The 14,558-nt window shown below is 58.8% G+C and carries 12 protein-coding genes and 1 pseudogene; 7 read left to right on the top strand and 6 right to left on the bottom strand.

What is annotated here, in order from left to right; translation table 11 throughout:
• Positions 1 to 58: 58 nt before the first annotated feature.
• Both D4A92_RS25155 and D4A92_RS23625 read left to right on the top strand, forming a co-directional pair.
• The gene (locus D4A92_RS25155; RefSeq protein ID WP_246754140.1) at positions 59 to 979 is read left to right on the top strand and encodes a helix-turn-helix domain-containing protein; all 921 of its coding nucleotides are present in this window, start codon (positions 59 to 61) and stop codon (positions 977 to 979) included.
• 743 nt (positions 980 to 1,722) lie between these two features.
• Positions 1,723 to 2,709: a substrate-binding domain-containing protein gene (locus tag D4A92_RS23625; RefSeq protein WP_203020407.1), complete on the top strand. Its 987-nt coding sequence runs from the start codon at positions 1,723 to 1,725 to the stop codon at positions 2,707 to 2,709.
• 112 nt (positions 2,710 to 2,821) lie between these two features.
• Here the strand turns inward: D4A92_RS23625 and D4A92_RS23620 are convergent, their stop codons facing one another.
• From D4A92_RS23620 to D4A92_RS23600, 5 genes are read right to left on the bottom strand one after another with little or no spacing between them, the layout of a single operon-like run.
• Positions 2,822 to 4,087: an ABC transporter substrate-binding protein gene (locus tag D4A92_RS23620; RefSeq protein WP_203020405.1), complete on the bottom strand. Its 1,266-nt coding sequence runs from the start codon at positions 4,085 to 4,087 to the stop codon at positions 2,822 to 2,824.
• A 25-nt stretch (positions 4,088 to 4,112) separates the two neighbouring features.
• Entirely contained in the window at positions 4,113 to 4,949 is an 837-nt protein-coding gene (locus D4A92_RS23615) for a carbohydrate ABC transporter permease (RefSeq protein ID WP_203020941.1), read from the bottom strand.
• Entirely contained in the window at positions 4,949 to 5,884 is a 936-nt protein-coding gene (locus tag D4A92_RS23610; RefSeq protein WP_203020403.1) for a carbohydrate ABC transporter permease, read from the bottom strand. The genes D4A92_RS23615 and D4A92_RS23610 overlap by 1 nt, the downstream gene beginning before the upstream one ends.
• Entirely contained in the window at positions 5,877 to 7,046 is a 1,170-nt protein-coding gene (locus D4A92_RS23605) for an ABC transporter ATP-binding protein (RefSeq protein ID WP_203020401.1), read from the bottom strand. The genes D4A92_RS23610 and D4A92_RS23605 overlap by 8 nt, the downstream gene beginning before the upstream one ends.
• A complete protein-coding gene (locus tag D4A92_RS23600) occupies positions 7,043 to 7,879 on the bottom strand; it encodes a metallophosphoesterase family protein (RefSeq protein ID WP_203020398.1) in 837 nt (278 codons plus the stop codon). The genes D4A92_RS23605 and D4A92_RS23600 overlap by 4 nt, the downstream gene beginning before the upstream one ends.
• A 462-nt stretch (positions 7,880 to 8,341) precedes the next feature.
• Between D4A92_RS23600 and D4A92_RS23595 the strand changes: the two genes are divergently transcribed.
• The 3 genes and pseudogenes from D4A92_RS23595 (at position 8,342) to D4A92_RS23585 (ending at position 11,446) form a co-directional block, all read left to right on the top strand.
• Positions 8,342 to 9,268, top strand: coding sequence for an ArdC family protein (locus tag D4A92_RS23595; RefSeq protein ID WP_203020397.1), 927 nt, complete (start codon positions 8,342 to 8,344; stop codon positions 9,266 to 9,268).
• A gap of 416 nt (positions 9,269 to 9,684) precedes the next feature.
• Positions 9,685 to 10,536, top strand: coding sequence for a type IV toxin-antitoxin system AbiEi family antitoxin domain-containing protein (locus D4A92_RS23590; protein WP_203020395.1), 852 nt, complete (start codon positions 9,685 to 9,687; stop codon positions 10,534 to 10,536).
• A pseudogene (locus D4A92_RS23585) lies at positions 10,523 to 11,446 on the top strand (nucleotidyl transferase AbiEii/AbiGii toxin family protein). The gene D4A92_RS23590 and the pseudogene D4A92_RS23585 overlap by 14 nt, the downstream one beginning before the upstream one ends.
• Before the next feature lie 350 nt (positions 11,447 to 11,796).
• On the opposite strand, the gene D4A92_RS23580 reads toward D4A92_RS23585, so the two are convergent.
• Positions 11,797 to 12,075 (bottom strand): HU family DNA-binding protein, encoded by a 279-nt coding sequence (locus D4A92_RS23580; protein ID WP_203020394.1) that lies wholly within the window; start codon positions 12,073 to 12,075, stop codon positions 11,797 to 11,799.
• A 764-nt stretch (positions 12,076 to 12,839) separates the two neighbouring features.
• Here D4A92_RS23580 and nadE point away from each other — a divergent pair.
• Together nadE and D4A92_RS23570 are read left to right on the top strand one after the other, a co-directional pair.
• A complete protein-coding gene (gene nadE / locus D4A92_RS23575; RefSeq protein WP_203020939.1) occupies positions 12,840 to 13,673 on the top strand; it encodes an ammonia-dependent NAD(+) synthetase in 834 nt (277 codons plus the stop codon).
• A gap of 90 nt (positions 13,674 to 13,763) precedes the next feature.
• On the top strand, positions 13,764 to 14,360 hold the full coding sequence (locus tag D4A92_RS23570) for a cysteine hydrolase family protein (protein ID WP_246754139.1): 597 nt from the start codon (positions 13,764 to 13,766) through the stop codon (positions 14,358 to 14,360).
• Positions 14,361 to 14,558 lie beyond the last annotated feature (198 nt).

Genomic DNA, 14,558 nt, shown 5'->3' with positions numbered 1-14,558 from the left:
GCGATAGTATCTCCATCTTGGAGGGGTTTAGTTTTCTCGAGGATCAGGAGAGCTAAGTATGAGCCTCGACAATACTTATCTAATAAAAGATGTATTCATAACTGAGGCGCTGCAAAAGCGGGTTGCAAAGCGCATCGACCATGAACGGGCGCGAAGCGCATTGGTTGGCCTCGCCTCCGAAATGGCGCGAGATCCCGAAGCCGTTCTGCCGCGCTATGTCGATCTGGCGCTCAGGGAAACCGGTGCTTCCAGCGCGGGGCTGAGCCTCAACGAGGAGCCGAACTGTTTTCGCTGGCGCCACACACGGGGCGTGTTGTGGGATCTGGAAGGTGGATTGACCCCGAGGAACGACAGCCCATGCGGCGTCGTGCTCGACCGCAACCAGCCTCTGCTCACACGCTATCCGGAACGGCTTTACGACTGTCTGGCTGGGATTTGCATACCGGAACTGTTGCTGGTGCCGCTGCATATCGGCAATGGCAATCCCTTCGGTACCCTATGGGTGCTATCCGATCGTGAGCCCTATTTTGATGCTGGTGATGTTCAGCTCCTGCAGGACTGCGCAGTTTTCGTTGCCGCTGCCCTGCACGCCAGCCAGGGGCTGAAGCGGCAGGGGGCGAACAACAACGAGAAACCGCTGCAGCCCAATGGCGGTCTTGCGAAGTGGCAGGAACGCCGAGCCAAGGAATTGATCGCGGCCCGGCTGAGCGACAAGTTGTCGGTTGCCGAGGTCGCGGAGGCCTGCGGCTTGTCGCCCAGCCACTTCACGCGCGCCTTTCGCAAATCGACGGGGCTCACACCCTATCAGTGGCTGACGGAGCGCCGGATCGAGCGGGCAGAAGCGCTGCTCCTCAGGGACGTCGACCTGTCTCTGTCGGAGATAGCGGTTTCTTGTGGCTTTGCCGATCAGAGCCACTTTACGAGAGTGTTCAAGTCGGTCACCGGAAAGAGCCCGGGCGCTCTTCGCCGCTCCTCATAGGTGGAAATTTCACCCCAGAGCGTTCTGGCGCCTCTCTTTTAGGCGCCTTTGGGAGGTGTTCTAATGGGAAGATCATGTGGCGTGTCCTGTCCTGGTGCTCTTTGATTAGACGAACACAGAATGCTGACGATCTCTTTCAGAGATTGCAGTGGTAAGAACAGCAGTGGAAGGCCGCACCTTCGCTTGCTGCCGCCGTGGCAATCATTGGATTGTGACCGCATCAGACCGAATTTGAATGACGCCTTAAAACCTTGATGCCTTTCATCTCCCTCTGCGTTCAACTTCGGACTGTAGGCTCTGGGCCGAACAGGGACCACATCAGCACATAGGTCAGTGTCTGCTTTTGCCGTACGGCACCCCGTCATCGGACAATCTCATCACGGCCCCATTCCAGCCTCCAACTTTGGGAATTCCTATCTCCTTTTGACACTGTGCGTCGCGGCGTCCCGCAACGATGCGTCATCCTCACTTTGGCGCTCCTCTGCGGCTTGATGGGCCGTCCGGTGATGTCACACTCCAGTCACGGTCCGCGACGTAAAGCCAGATAGCTGAGGCCATTGAGGACGACAGTGCAGAAGGACGGAAGCTTGCTCGCGTGACGCCCATCTGAGCTGATGGGAACCCATTTGTTCGGGTGACAGACGACGCAGCCGTACCCGGCCTTCGTCAGAGCATCATCGCGGGATCCCAAATACTGCATCATGGCCGGCCGCCATGCGTCTATTGAAGTGAGCGATAAGAAGATGTCGACGATCGAGGAAATCGCCTCCCGGGCCGGGTGCTCCATGGCCACTGTCAGCCGTGTGCTGAACCGCAGCGGTCCGGTCAGTCAAGCCATGCTCAGACGTGTCCGCAAGGCGGCACGTGAGCTTGGATATCAAAAGGTCGAGGGAAGCACTGCCGCAAATCGACGTCGCCCGGTCGTCGGCGTATTGATCCCCAGCATCAGCAATCCCGTCTTTGCCGCTTCATTGTCCGGCATCCAGAGCCGCATGCGGGTTGCCGGACATGGGGTTCTGATTGCCCAGTCCGACTACGACCCGGTCCGTGAACCCGATGCGATCGCAGCCCTTCTGGCCGAAAATCTAACAGGGCTCATCATCACCCTTTGCAATCCCCTGGTCAGCCAATCGACCTTGTCTGCAGATCTGCCGCCGACTGTCCTTCTCCACAACCAGCCAACGTCACGCTTCAAGGCCGCCGTCACGACGGACAATAGACGTGCTGGAAAAGAGCTTGCCAACCACCTCATCCATCATGGGCATCGCCGGATCCTGTTTGTATCCGGCCGGTTTGAGAGCTCCGACCGGGCTCGCGCGCGCTTTGAAGGATATTGCGACGCCATGCAAGAAGCAGGTCTTGAGATTGCAGACGCCCTCCAAGTCTCATTCGCGACGGGTTATGGCGAGATAGATCTTTCAGGGGTTCTGTCGCTCTATCGGCCGACCGCCATCATTGCCTCCAACGATCTCTTGGCGCTCGGTGTGATCAGCGCAGTGAGACGGGAAAGGCTGCAGGTGCCGGATGACATTTCTGTCGCGGGATTTGACGGGATCGCCATCGGGCGACTGATGGATCCGCCCTTGACCACAATCGAAATGGCCGACACCAGCATGGGCGCAACAGCTGCGTCGCTCCTCCTCGACATGGCAGCAAATTCAGCTCTGCCGCGCCATCTGACACTGGGTTTCAAGCTCAATCCGGGCGGTACTGTTCGATCGCTTCCTTGACTGCCCCCAGTCTCCGTCCCCGTCATTCAAGGCACTTGTGGTGTGCAGAGGGCGCGCCGCCTTTTTTGGCAAGCGGCGCGCAAGCCCGCGTCTTCGTGAACGAGCGCTGTCTTCAGCTTCTCGGCAGCAGGCCCTCGACTTCCGCGGCAGCGTCGTCGAGTGCTTCCTTCGGTTCGGCCGACTGCTCGACGACCCGTGACAGGTTTTCCACGATCGTCTGCGTGACCTTCACGCCGTTCGAACCGGGGAATGCGTACCAGGGTTGCATCAGCGGCATCTGCTCGAGACCGGCGCGGAACAGCGGGTTTTCCTTGTAGAAGTTACCGAGATAATCCGGCGAGGTGGCGGCAAGCTCATTGTTCGGGACATATCCGGTGCCGGGAACGACAACCGAGGCGCCGTAGGGACCGGCTGCGAACTTGATGAACTTCCAGGCCGCTTCCTGCTTCTCAGCGTCGCGGGTGAGCATGACCGCAGCATTGCCGCCGGTCGGCAGCTTGCCGTTGACGGGATCAAGGCGCGGGATCGGGCCTGTGCGCAGGTCGAACTTGTCGCCGACATTCTTGATGGTGTTGCGCAGCGCGCCAGTGGTCTGGAAGGCAAAGCCGACCTTGCCAGCGACGAAGGCCTGCTCGCCCGCCTGCTTGGTGAAGACCGGAAGGCCACCTTCCTTGACCATGCGGTCGACCAGTTCAAAGGCCTTCAAACCTTCAGGGCCGTTGAAGGCGACACTTGCCTCATCGTCACTCAGCATCTGGCCGCCGGCGCCGAACAGGAGCGCGGAGAACATCCAGTCGTCACCCTGCCAGCGAAAATCGATGCCTTCATTGCCGTCGCCGAGCGCCTTGATCTTCGACGAGAGCGCGATCACTTCGTCCCAGGTCTTTGGCGGCTGGTCGGGATTGCCACCGACTTTGCGCACGAGATCGGCATTGTAATACATGATCGGGTTGGATGTGGCGAAGGCAAGTCCGACCTGTTTTCCCTTGACCTTTGCAAGCTTCAGGATGTTGTCAGAAAAGCCCTGCTCGGCCATGTTGCCGTCTTTTTCCATGAAGGGGCCGAGATCGACGGGAATGTCACGCTCGTTGACCATGCGCAGGCGGTTGAGGCCGATGAAGGTGACGTCGGGCATTTCGGCCGTGCCAGCCTGGCGCATGATCGTCTGGATGCCTTCCTCATAGGTGGCGGAAGGATTGGCGAAGGTGATCTTGATGTCCGGGTTTTCTTCCATGAACTTCTTCGAGATCGTGTCCATCACGTCCTTGAAGAAGCCCGGCATAGGATAGTGGACATTGAGCGTGGTCTCGGCATGGGCCGGGATGCATGTCGCCAGCGACACCGCTGCGGCGGCGAGAGCCTTCTTGAGATAAGTCATCGCAGTTCTCCTGGGTTGAGACCGGTCAGCCTTTGAGACCGGTCATGGTGATGCCCTCGACGAAGCGTTTCTGCGCAAGCAGGAAGGCAAGCACGAGGGGAAGGGTGATGATGAGGGTGGCAGCCATCAGCGCGCCGTAATCGTCGCCGGCTTCTGCCGCGCGGAAGTAGAGAAGCCCGAGCGGTGGCGTGGCGTAATTCTGGTTGGTCACAACGATCAGCGGCCAGAACAGGTCGTTCCAGTGGGCGACGACGGAGAAGATCGAAAAGGCGGTGATCGCCGGCCAGGCATTGGGCACGACGACGCGCGCCACGATGCCGGCCTCGGACATGCCGTCGAGGCGGGCCGCATGGATGAGATCGTCGGGAATGCCGCGGAAGAACTGCAGGAAGAGGAAGATGGCAAAGACCGAAATCGAGAACGGCGCAACCAGAGCGAAATAGCTGTTGAGCACCGACAGCCGGTCGAAGGCGACATAGAGCGGCAGCGCCGTTGCATGGATCGGCACGAGCAGGCCGAGCATGACGAGCGCCATCATCAGCCGGGCAGTCCGGAACGACAGCTTGGCCATGGCATAGGCACAAGGGATCGCCACCAGCACCTGAACGACCAGGATCAGGCCGCAGACGATCACCCCGTTCAATAGCAGTCCGCCCATCGACACCCGACCGAAGGCCTTGGCGAAGTTCTCAGCATAGGACCAGGTCTGCGGGATCAGGTTCAGCGACGAGGAGAAGATCTCGCTCTGTGCCTTGCCGGCGGTCGAGATCATGAAGATGTAGGGCGCGAGGAAGACAATGGCCCCGAGCGTGAGGAGGGCGAGGCGCAGTGCCCGGCCGGGCGTGAAACGATCGGTCATCATCATGCGTAGTGCACCTTCCGGTCCATGACGCGGTATTGGAGGAACATCAGCGAGACGAGGATCGCCAGGAAGATGACGGTCATGGCCGAGGCATAGCCGACCTTGAGGTAGACAAAACCCTCCTGGTAGATGGTGAAGAGCAGCACTTCCGACGCCTTGTTCGGACCGCCTTCGGTCAGCGTCTTCACCGTCTCGAAGACCTTCACGGCGTTGATGATCGAGATCGTTGTGACAAACAGCGTGGTCGGTCCAAGCATTGGCCAGGTGACAAGGCGGAAGCGCGAAAGGGCTGAGCGCGCGCCGTCTACTTCTGCCGCCTGGTAGAGGTCGCGCGGAATGGCAGACAGGCCGGCCAGGAAGAGGACCATGTTGAATCCTGTCGCCTGCCAGATGCCAATGATCGACAGGCTGGTCATCACCGTGCTCGACGCGCCGAGCCAGTTGGGGCCGTCGATGCCGATCAGGCCGAGGGCGGCGTTGATCGGGCCTATGGTCGGGTGAAAGAGATATTGCCACACCGTCGCCATAGCCACGAGCAACGAGGCGACGGGCAGGAAATAGGCGGTGCGGAACAGGCTCTTGCCCCAGCCTTCGGATTCGATCAGCAGCGCGATTCCGAGCCCGAGCGCCATCGACGTGGGCGCGACGATGGCCGCATAAACCGTGGTGTTCCACAATGATTTCTTGAAGGTACGGTCGTTCAGCAGTTCGGCATAGTTCTCAAAGCCGACGAAGTTGAAGCTGCCATAGCCGAGCTCGAAATCGGTAAAGCCCAGGAAGATCACGGCAGCCGTCGGCAAGATGACGAAGCTGAGCAAGAGAAAGAGGGCCGGGGCAGAAAGCAGAAGCGCAATGCGGGCTTCTCGGCGCCGGGCCGCTTCCGCAGCGCTGATGCCCACAAGTGCCAGCCCATTATCGACAGCGAGACTAGCCATGCATGGCCTCCGGGCGTTTGGCCGAGACCATGGCGATGTCGGCCAGCAGCCGATCACCCTTGTCGTCGAAGATCAAAATCGCTGAGGGATCGAGTTTCAGGTCGACCGGCTGGCCAGCGGAAAGGCCGATCGCTTCGGCCGGCGTGATCTTTGCCACGATGGTCGCGTCCATGGCCGCAAGCCGGGTAAAGGCAATGACTTCAGACCCCAGAAATTCAAGCCGCTCGATGCGTGCCGGCAGGCTGCCTTCGCCGGCGCGTGTCAGGTGAACGAATTCCGGACGAAACGCCACCGTGACGGGCGTGGCCGGTCTGAAAGGAGCGCGGGGCAGGAGACGGACATCGCCCGCCTGTACGAGGCCGTTGTCGTCGACCACGGTGGTCATGAGATTGATGCGCGGCTGGCCCAGGAACTTGGCGACTTCGAGATGGACAGGCTCATCATAGATCCGGCGGGGGCTGTCGAGTTGCAGCAGGCGTCCACCGATCATCACGGCGACCCGGTCTGCCATCGACAGCGCCTCGGACTGATCATGTGTCACATAGAGCGTCGGGACACCGGCCCGGCGGTGCAGTTCGACGATCTCGCCGCGTGCGTGAACGCGAAGATTGGCATCGAGGTTGGACAGAGGCTCGTCCATCAGGAAGACGCTTGGATGGCGGACCATGGCACGGGCGAGAGCCACGCGCTGGCGCTGGCCCCCCGACATCTGGCCCGGCTTGCGGTCAAGGAGATGGTCGATCTTCAAGGAGGTCGCCATGGTCTGAACCTGGCGCTGGATCTCGGACCTGATCTTTCGCTGCTCTGGCAACAGACCGCCGATCAGGGGCAGGCGCCCAGCGACTGAGAGACGGCGCATGGCCAAGGGAACGGCAATGTTCTGACCCGCGGTCAGATGCGGGTAGAGCGCGTAGGACTGAAAGACCATGGCGATGTTGCGATCACCGGCCGCCCGTGAAGACACGTCTTCACTGCCGATGATGATCTCACCCCGGTCGGCATGATCAAGGCCGGCGACGATGCGAAGCAGCGTGCTCTTGCCGCAGCCGGAGGGACCAACAAGGGCAATGAACTCACCCGCTTCGGCCTGAAGGCTGACACCCTTCAAAATGCTGTTGCCGCCGTAGGACTTGTTGATGTCACAAAGACTGAAGGCACTCATTGCGCGGCCTCCACGGACGCAGTTGTACTGTTGCGCGGATAGACCTCGTCGATCACCTCATCGAGAACATGTGCTGTCGTGCCGGCGACCGAAACCAGTTCGCTTTCAACCCCGGTGCCGAGCCGGTGGATCGCTGCGCCGACAAGGCGTCGACCCGGCATCTCCCGCTCCAGCTTGTCAATGATGAAGGAGGTCGGCGGCGCCCAGACAAGCTGCGTGTCACCCAGCATGCCCTGCCAGGCCCAATGAAGATGACCGCTGGCAAACAGCGCGACCTGATGCTGTTTCAGCAAATCCAGGATTTCGCGACGTGGTCCGGGTGCTGCTCCCCAATAGCCGGTATCCCCTTCATTCGGGTCGTCGACGAAGAGGGGCTTGTGGGCGAAAATGACGACGCGGCGACCATCACGGTTTGCAAGTGTCTCGCTCAGCCATCGACGCTGTGCCTCTTCCTCGGCATGACCGGAACCGATGAGCAGGCTGTTGATCCCGATGATCAGCCAGTCGCCGATATCCTTGGCGAAGCGGTCCGGCCCGACGAGATCGCGCCAGCGCGTCAGGCGCAGATCGTCAACCGGCTGATGGGACCCCGGCATGTGTCCGACATCGTGATTTCCAGGCACGACGAGCACGGGCACCGTCAGTTCGCCAAGCAGCGCCATGGAAAAATTGAGATCTTCGTCGAGATCGGCCCCATCGACAGACAGGTCGCCGGTATGGATGACCAGGTCGGGCTTTTCGTCTTCAATCCACTGGCGGATCGGATCCCAATTGCCGTTGAAATGCGGCTTGGTCGGGCTGAAATGCGTGTCGCTGATCTGGATGATCTTCATTGCTTGCACCTTGTCTTGACGAGGCGGCAGCGCGATCTGGAACGAACCGGCTGCCTTCGTCGACGTCTTTAGGCGCTCAGCATGTCAGCGACGTAAGATGGCTTTCAGTCTCCTTCCAGTTTCGTCATGAATCCGTCACTCGGCCACGGTTCACCGTTTCTGCTCCAAGCTCGATCCGGCGGTCGACGGTGTCGAGGACGGCTGTCGGTGGGGCATGGCGTGAGGGATCGCCTTTGATCAGATCCTCAAGCCTGTTGACGATCTCGCGGCGTCTCCTCTCGAAGAGCCACGGCCATAGCTGCCTTCTTTAGGCTTTCCTGACAGCCCCCTCCCATCCCATGCAACGGTATGCACCGTCTTTTCGCTTCGCCCGCCCCTTCGGGGTGCATGGGCTGTTTTGGCCTGTCTCTCCGGACGCCATCAGGCCGCGATGGTCGCGGCTGCGAAGGAAAGGAGACACACATGTCCAGATTCTCTTCACAAAGGTTCGATGTCCATCAGGAAGTCACCAACCGCATCGTCGATGCCCTCGAACATGCCGGCGAATTCCAGCTCCCCTGGATCGCCAACACGGCGACAAGATTTGCACGTCCCGTCAATGTCGCATCGCGCAAGCCCTATAACGGCGTGAACATTGTCAGTCTCTGGGTCGCGGCCCAGGCTTCAGACTATCCCTCGAATGTCTGGGGCACATACCGCCAGTGGCAGGAGGCCGGTTGCCAGGTGCGCAGGCAAGAGAAATCCTCCCTCGTCGTCTTCTACAAGACTTTCGATGCCGAGCAGATCAATGATCAGACTGGCGAGGCCGAGCAAGGCGAACGTAAGGTTCTCCGCGCCAGCTGGGTCTTCAACGCCGCCCAGGTGGATGGCTACCCTCTTGATCAAGTGGATATCCCGGATCTGCCCGCATTCGATCCGATCGCTCGAGCCGAAGCCTTCGTCGCGGCAACAGGTGCAGTCATCGAGGAGGCGGGTGACAAGGCCTGCTATGTCCCGTCTGCTGATATCATCCGGATGCCGGAGCGTCGCCGCTTCATGGGGACGACCACCACAAGCCCTGCAGAGGGATTTTACAGCACGCTATGTCATGAGCTGACCCATTGGGCAGGCGCAAAGGGCCGTCTTTCACGCGATCTGTCCGGCAGATTTGGCACTGAAGCCTATGCGATGGAAGAGCTTGTCGCCGAACTGGGGGCTGCCTTTCTATGCGGCGATCTCGGTCTGGTACCCGAACCGCGTCTCGATCATGCCCAGTACATCAAGCACTGGCTGACCGTTATGAAGTCCGACAAGAAGGCGGTGTTCACCGCAGCGTCCAAAGCCTCGGAAGCAAGTACTTGGTTGATGTCTCTTTCGTCCTCGCAGCGCGACATCGAGGGTGCGGCTTAGGCCGCATTCCTTTGACGAGTTTGGCAATCACGCGATACGCTCAACCTTGCTGAGCAAATTCTATGCGTCTCGAACCTCTTAAGGAAGACTTCGCCAACAGCTTGCTTGTGGATGCGTGTTGGCGGCGACTGCGTCGTATCGCTGGCATCGCCGGCCGCACTGCGATCTAAGTCGTACACCGTCTCAAACGAAAGATAGGTCGCGAGCATTTCGCCAAATTGCTTTGTCGTCGAAATTTGATTTGGCGGCGGGGTTGTACGGTTTTTTTGCCGTTCAGCCAAGCATCTATAGGCAGAGTTCTCTGCGGCCTACTCTCCCGTGGTTTGAATAGTTGCGTAAACGCTCAGTCAGGCTGTGCAATCCCGCATGGATGCAAACTTTTGCGTCTGGTTTGAAAATCATGCAATATGCTCAGTATGGCTGAACAAAATGGGTCATTGTTAAACCGACTTCAGCAGGGCCTCCCGGAAGGGCTGGTCGTCGATGCCGCTTGGCTGGAAAACCGCGGCATCGCTCGGAGTTTGCGCGCCTACTATGTCAAGAGCGGCTGGCTGGAACAGCCGGTTCGCGGCGTCTACAAGCGGCCACGTGGCGGGCTGAGCTGGCAGCAGGTTGTCATATCGCTTCAAACCCTGCTTTTTCGAACGCCTTTCCACGTCGGCGGGCGCACGGCTTTAGAATTACAGGGTTTTGCCCATCTCTCGCATGAGATCAAGACCGTTCACCTCTACGGACCAGAGAAGCCTCCTGCATGGCTCGACCTGCTGAACCTTTCTCAGCGCTTTGTCTATCACAACAGCGCGATTCTGTTCCCTGATGATCCGAGCGCGCAGGGGCTCGGCAGTTTTATCTCGAACATCGCGGACGCCACCGGCCACCCTCTCAGTCAGATTCGTGGCAATGGCCTGACCTCGCTTGCCTGGGGGCAATGGGACTGGCCGCTGACGCTTTCCCAGCCCGAACGCGCCTATCTCGAGATGCTTGATGAATTGCCGCGCCGCGAGAGTTTCCATCAGGCCGACATGATCATGCAAGGTGCCGCCAATTTCAGCCCGAGAAAGCTGCAAAAGCTGCTGGCGGATTGCCGCAGCGTCAAAGTCAAGCGCCTGTTCCTCTACTTCGCAGATCGGCATAATCACGCTTGGCTAAAGCATCTTGATAAAGCCGCCATCGATCTCGGCAGGGGCAAACGAATGCTTGTACCAGGCGGCAAGCTCGATCCTGCCTATCTCATTACGGTGCCAGAGGAGCTCAATGCCGTTTCGTGATCAGTATCAGGCCCAGGTCCGGCTCCTCAAGCGCCTTATTCCCATCGTGGCGCGCGAAACTTGCTTTGCGCTTAAAGGCGGAACGGCGATCAATCTTTTCGTGCGCAATTTGCCGCGCCTTTCTGGTGATATCGATCTGATGTATTTGCCCGTCAATGAAAGGCCGTAGGCGTTATCTGACATCGACGCCGCCATGAAGCGCATCAAGGCGGCTGCTCTTTCGGAACTGCCTAGCGCTCGCGTTACTGAAAACGCACATGATGGCGCAAGCCTTCGCTTGAATGTGATGGCGCAAGGATCACAGGTGAAAATCGAGGTCTCGCCCGTGTTGCGCGGTGTGGTTCATGAGCCTTTCACGATGCCTGTTACTGAGGCCGTTGAAGAGGTCTTTGGCTTTGCCGAAACCAGCGCCGTATCCTTCGAAGACTTGTTCGCCGGTAAACTGGTTGCCGCGCTTGACCGCCAGCACCCGCGCGACCTTTTTGACGTACGTGGCCTGCTTGCTGCAGAAGGGTTAAGCGATGCCCTTCGCGAAACTTTTATCGTCTATTTGCTCAGTCACAACCGCCCCATGGGCGAAGTACTGTCGGGCCGCGTCAAGGACCTCGCAACTGAATATCGCAACGGGTTCGAGGGCATGACCGAGGAGGTCGTTTCCATTGAAGAGCTGTTGAAAACGCAGCATGAAATGATCGATTTGCTGATAGGCTGCATGCCGGATCATCACCGTGAATTTCTGATCAGCTTCGAGCGTGGCCAACCAGACTGGTCCTTGCTCATGCTGGCGCAAGCTGCCCATCTTCCCGCTGTCCGCTGGCGGCAGCACAATCTGGACAAGCTTCAGCCTGAACAGCGCGCACATCTGATCGATCTGCTGCAATCCTCTCTTGAGAGGCGCGCCCGCAATTAATGAAGTCTGCAGCGGCGTAGGGCCGAAGAGTTGACGTTCGAAGGCATGCGTGGGGAACTCTGCTTCCATGTGAGGTTGTTGAAGCAGCAAGCCCAACATCAAGGACTTCAAAACCGCAGTTGGCGGTTTAAGCATTCGCCGCGAAGGTAAGCCAGATGTGCCGTCACTTTGGGCGGCCTCACGATTCGTTCCTGCAAAGATGGATCTGCGATTCTTTCCGTCTTTCCGAGGCACTGCCTCGACTTGGCTAGGCGAACACGCCCCACGCAGCAATCCCTTTGGACTGACATGTACTGTCAGTTATTCCTAGATGGACGCCTGTGGGGCGTGGCCTTGCGGGTAAAGGTGTTTCAGCCGTTCAGCGCATCTTTCAAAGCTTTGCCGGGCATGAATGCCAGCTTCTTCGCAGCAGCAATCTTGATGGTGGCACCGGTTGCAGGGTTGCGACCCTCCCGTTCAGGGGTGTCCTTGACCTTGAATTTGCCGAAAGAGGGGATCGATGTCTCAGCGCCTGCCTTTGCTGCTTCAACAATCTGGCTGAAAACGCTCTCGACGATTGTTTTTGCCTGAGCCTTCGTCAGGTTGTGCTCGGATGCGATCTTGTCGGCAATCTCGTTCGTCGTGGTCATGGCCAGTTTCCTTGTTTGATAGCTGTTCATCAGCTCTGTCCCAGAAATCCGGGAAGGAATAGGGGAAGGAGACTGGGGAGCGTGGGTGAGGGGCCATTAACCACAGAAAAATGCGAGTCTGCAGGCTTGAGCCATTGCCCTGTATGGCCTGGACAGTTCGCCCGAGCCATTTCTGAGTTCGCAAACCCGAGGTCACTCTGACAAAATGTGAAGGTTGCCATTGTGACGACGACAAGTGCTTTCTTGGACCCGGCATAAGTCGGTGGCACTCCTGCATTCGATTGTTTCTCGGTGCAGGGGAGCCTCTTCAAAAGAGCCCTGATCGATTTTAAGAGCCTGAATGGCTAATTGCTTTGCGCAGCGCCGGGCTGCGGGGATGTCGCCGCGTCGGGTTGAAAGGCCAGGGCGACACCTTGAAGCTCCTTTGTAGTACCGAGTTCATTCCCAGGTGATGGGAATATGATCAGGTACATGGAGACAGCACCTCTACCGATCACGCCCGCCCCTTAATCCGTCGCGCGAAAAACGTGGAGGCATAAGCCCCAACGAGCCGGCTGTCCGGCGGCTACCATAACGGCTCACGGGCGTTTCCATATGTTTCGATGATCGCGGATCGAAGACACCTTTCGTCGACCTGCTCGCATGCCTGTCGGTCATTTGGGAACGGACAATTCGCGCGGCGGTTTCACCCAGATCCAGATGTACATCTTCAATTCGAGCTTCTGGCCAGCAAGGCCGGGCTTGGCAAATCGAGCGAGCGGGTCATGAAAGATGAACAGCAGTCTATCGCAGCAGCCCTTGGGGTGACACGTGACTTCAACCCAGGCGATGAGGTGCGTCGCCGCATACTCTTCCTGGAGCAGTATTTGCGTAACGCGTCCGGTCGATCCTATGTATTGGGGATCAGCGGCGGCGTTGATTCCCTGACAGCCGGAATGCTTGCCCAATCCGCCGTCTCACGCCTTCGGGCCGATGGCTATGATGCTCGGTTTATTGCTGTCAGGCTTCCCTATGGCGTGCAGGCCGACGAGGCGGATGCCCAAAGGGCACTCGAAATCATCAAGCCGGATCGGCTGGTCACGATCGATATTCGTCCTGCCGCGGACGCCATGCTCGATGCCGTCATGGCCCAGGCTTCAGATCTCATCGATCCGTGCAGGCGGCATTTTCATCTCGGCAACATCAAGGCGCGCGAACGCATGATTGCGCAATACTGCCTGGCGGGAGCGGTGAATGGGCTTGTGATCGGGACCGATCAGGCAGCCGAGGCACTGATGGGTTTCTTCACCAAGTTTGGCGACGGGGCGGCCGACATTCTTCCGCTGGCAGGATTGACGAAGAGACGGGTAAGAGCACTTGCCGGGAAGATGGGTGCGCCCCACGAACTGGTGTTCAAGGTTCCCACTGCGGACCTCGAGACCGATGCCCCGCTACGGCCAGATGAGGATGTCTATGGAGTGACATATGATGAGATTGACGATTTTCTTGAAGGCAAATCCATCAGTGGCGAAGCCCTTCAGACAATACTGACCTTCTATAGGGGCAGCGACCATAAGCGTCGACAGCCTGCGACGCCGGCTGGGCCTATGACCTCCTAAAATGAAGATCAAGCAGCAATGGGTCGGTCCGATCGGGTGATCACCCCCAACTCGTTGCAGGAACCTTCATGCCGTCGCCGAGGTTCGGAAATGATGGAGCTCACCCTCGAAAAGACCAGCTGGATCCATCTTTGCATCGATATGCAGCGGATGTTTGCCGAGAAGACGCCGTGGCAGGTTCCATGGATGGCGAAGGTCTCGCCTCAGATCCACGAGATAGTGGGCCGCCACGCATCACGGACGATCTTCACCCGATTTGTGCCGCCAAGGCGAGCACGGGAAATGCCGGGCATGTGGCGTCATTACTACGAGAAATGGGAGATGATGACGCTCGATCAGCGGGGTCCAGACATGGTCGACCTTGTCCCCACCCTCAGGGCGATGGTGTCGCCGGCGAGGATCTTCGACAAGATGACCTATTCGCCGTGGATCAACGGCGAGTTGCATCGCGCATTGACGAAGGAAGGGGTCGATACCATCGTCATGTCGGGAGGCGAGACAGACGTATGTGTCCTTGCCGCTGTGCTTGGAGCGATCGATCATGGATACCGCGTCGTCCTTCTCAAGGACGCTGTGTGCAGCGGAACAGATGGAACCCATGATGCCTCGCTCGAGGTTCTCCATGACCGCTTCTCCGTGCAGGTAGAGTTCATGCAGACGGAGCAGTTCTTGAGCAAGGCAGGGTAAGGATTTGAGTGGCTTTGTGCGGCACGCCGATCGACACTGCAGCGGGTGTAGTCAGTCCGGAGTTGCCGAGCAGGCCAACGATGGGCCAAGGCGCACCCAACCGGGCTCTTGATGGCCAATGGAAGACCATGGTGCTGAGTGATCGCCCGTCGTCCGTCAGTCCCGGTAGCCACTAAGGCGTTCGGGGGGCGTCACTGA

The sequence above is a fragment of the Rhizobium rosettiformans genome, from assembly GCF_016806065.1.
GTDB lineage: Bacteria > Pseudomonadota > Alphaproteobacteria > Rhizobiales > Rhizobiaceae > Allorhizobium.
This window is presented reverse-complemented; position numbering and strand designations above follow the sequence as displayed.

Bases quoted from the DNA above. Each gene is read 5' to 3' on its own strand.
- D4A92_RS23600 (WP_203020398.1), bottom strand. From the start codon at position 7,879: ATGAAGATCATCCAGATCAGCGACACGCATTTCAGCCCGACCAAGCCG.
- D4A92_RS23605 (WP_203020401.1), bottom strand. From the start codon at position 7,046: ATGAGTGCCTTCAGTCTTTGTGACATCAACAAGTCCTACGGCGGCAAC.
- D4A92_RS23570 (WP_246754139.1), top strand. From the start codon at position 13,764: ATGATGGAGCTCACCCTCGAAAAGACCAGCTGGATCCATCTTTGCATC.
- D4A92_RS23590 (WP_203020395.1), top strand. From the start codon at position 9,685: ATGGCTGAACAAAATGGGTCATTGTTAAACCGACTTCAGCAGGGCCTC.
- nadE (WP_203020939.1), top strand. From the start codon at position 12,840: ATGAAAGATGAACAGCAGTCTATCGCAGCAGCCCTTGGGGTGACACGT.
- D4A92_RS23620 (WP_203020405.1), bottom strand. From the start codon at position 4,087: ATGACTTATCTCAAGAAGGCTCTCGCCGCCGCAGCGGTGTCGCTGGCG.
- D4A92_RS23580 (WP_203020394.1), bottom strand. From the start codon at position 12,075: ATGACCACGACGAACGAGATTGCCGACAAGATCGCATCCGAGCACAAC.
- D4A92_RS23595 (WP_203020397.1), top strand. From the start codon at position 8,342: ATGTCCAGATTCTCTTCACAAAGGTTCGATGTCCATCAGGAAGTCACC.
- D4A92_RS25155 (WP_246754140.1), top strand. From the start codon at position 59: ATGAGCCTCGACAATACTTATCTAATAAAAGATGTATTCATAACTGAG.
- D4A92_RS23610 (WP_203020403.1), bottom strand. From the start codon at position 5,884: ATGGCTAGTCTCGCTGTCGATAATGGGCTGGCACTTGTGGGCATCAGC.
- D4A92_RS23615 (WP_203020941.1), bottom strand. From the start codon at position 4,949: ATGATGACCGATCGTTTCACGCCCGGCCGGGCACTGCGCCTCGCCCTC.
- D4A92_RS23625 (WP_203020407.1), top strand. From the start codon at position 1,723: ATGTCGACGATCGAGGAAATCGCCTCCCGGGCCGGGTGCTCCATGGCC.